Genomic DNA, 1,587 nt, shown 5'->3' on the forward strand with positions numbered 1-1,587 from the left:
CATCACGGTGGTCGCGGAGGACGATGGCGTCGCGGTGGCGTCCGCGTCGGCGGTGCCGATGCGGCAGAACGTCCGGGGAACTGTGTTTCGGATGGCGGGCATCGCCGGTGTCGCCACGTTGCCGCAGGCACGACGGCGCGGGTATGCCAGCGCGCTCGTGACCGAACTGCTCGGCATCATGCGGGACGACGGGCATCCGGTGAGCACGCTGTACCCGTTCCGCCCGTCGTTTTACGAGCGGCACGGTTTCGTGGGGCTGCCGCAGGCCAAGACCGTCGTCTTCCCGCTGTCCAGCGTGGCGTGGCTGCGCTCGGCTTCCCTCGCGGGGGACGTCCGCTGGGGAACGATCGAAGAGCATTACAACGCCTATCGCGGCCTCCTCGAGCGCCTGCTGGCAGCGCGGCATGGCTTCGCTGTCCTGCCGGGCTCCCGGATGGAGCGATTCCGGCTGGCTGAGGACCGCTGGCTCGCTACGGCCTGGGCCGGCGACGCGCTGATAGGGGCCGTCACCTACGAGATATCCGGCTATGGCGGTGACCTGACGGCCGGCGACCTGCTGACCGCGAGTCCGCTTGGCAGGGCGTTGCTGCTGGGATTTTTCGGCACCCATGCCGGTCAGGTGGAGAAGGTGTCGGTCGTCGTTCCGCCCGGCGAGACGCCGGAACTGTGGGGGACGGACTTCGCCGCGGAGATCAGCTCTAACGTCGCGTTCCCGACGTCCCTCGCGCCGATGGGCCGCGTGCTGTCGGTCGAAGGGCTCGCCGGGATGCCCGTCGGATCGGCTCACATTGCCGTGGAGGTGGTCGACGATCCGTTCATCGCCGGGCACTACGAGCTTGACGGCTCGTCTGGTCTGCTGGACGCGCGGCGGGCGACGGGGCTCGTTCCTGACGCGACGCTGACCGCGGCCGGACTGTCCGGGCTGGTCTACGGGGTCCTCGATCCTGATGAGCTGGCGATCAGGGGGTTCGGGCAGGCGGCCGGTGAGGCGGCGGAGCGGCTGCGGACGCTGTTCCCGCGAGCGTTGCCGTATTTGCACGCGCATTTCTGAGGCGGGCCAAGATAGGCAGGGTGACATCCGATACCACCCGTTCCGGCGAGCCCACCGAGCGGTCCGGGCGCCAGGGCTGGGTCGAGTCCACCCGCGCGGTCCGGTGGGGGCTCGCGCTCGCCCTGGTGCTCGCCGCCCTGGCCGTGTTCGCCTACTGGCTGGCGGCGGGCACGCACCTGTCCTGCCAGATCGTGACCGTCACCGCCGGCGGGAAGGCGACGACCACGTCGACGTGCGGCCTGCCCGACGTCACGGACTTCATCTACGTGCTGGCCGCCGTGGCGCTGCTGCTGCTTCCCGACGCCCAGCGGCTGAAGATCGGCGGCTTCGAGTTCGAGCGCCTCGCCTCCAAGGTCGATGAGCAGACCCGCGAGATCAGCCAGCTCCGCCAGACCGTCAGCACCACCATCAACATCGGGTCGGACCTGATCAACCAGGCCCGGAACGGCTTCCGCGAGACCAAGGACATCCTCGACCGGGTCCGCGGGTTCCTGCCCAGTACCCCGGAGATCCAGGACCAGCTCGAGGCCATGGAC

General features: G+C 69.6%; 2 protein-coding genes. Both read left to right on the plus strand.

Annotated elements, in window-relative coordinates:
• Positions 1–1,051, plus strand: a 1,051-nt coding sequence (locus WA805_RS13315; RefSeq protein WP_425242488.1) for a GNAT family N-acetyltransferase, incomplete at its 5' end; no start/stop codon positions are given.
• A 20-nt stretch (positions 1,052–1,071) separates the two neighbouring features.
• Positions 1,072–1,587: hypothetical protein (locus tag WA805_RS13320; protein WP_425242489.1), on the plus strand; the 516-nt coding region annotated here is incomplete at its 3' end.

Source organism: Trebonia sp., assembly GCF_049794275.1.
GTDB lineage: Bacteria > Actinomycetota > Actinomycetes > Streptosporangiales > Streptosporangiaceae > Trebonia.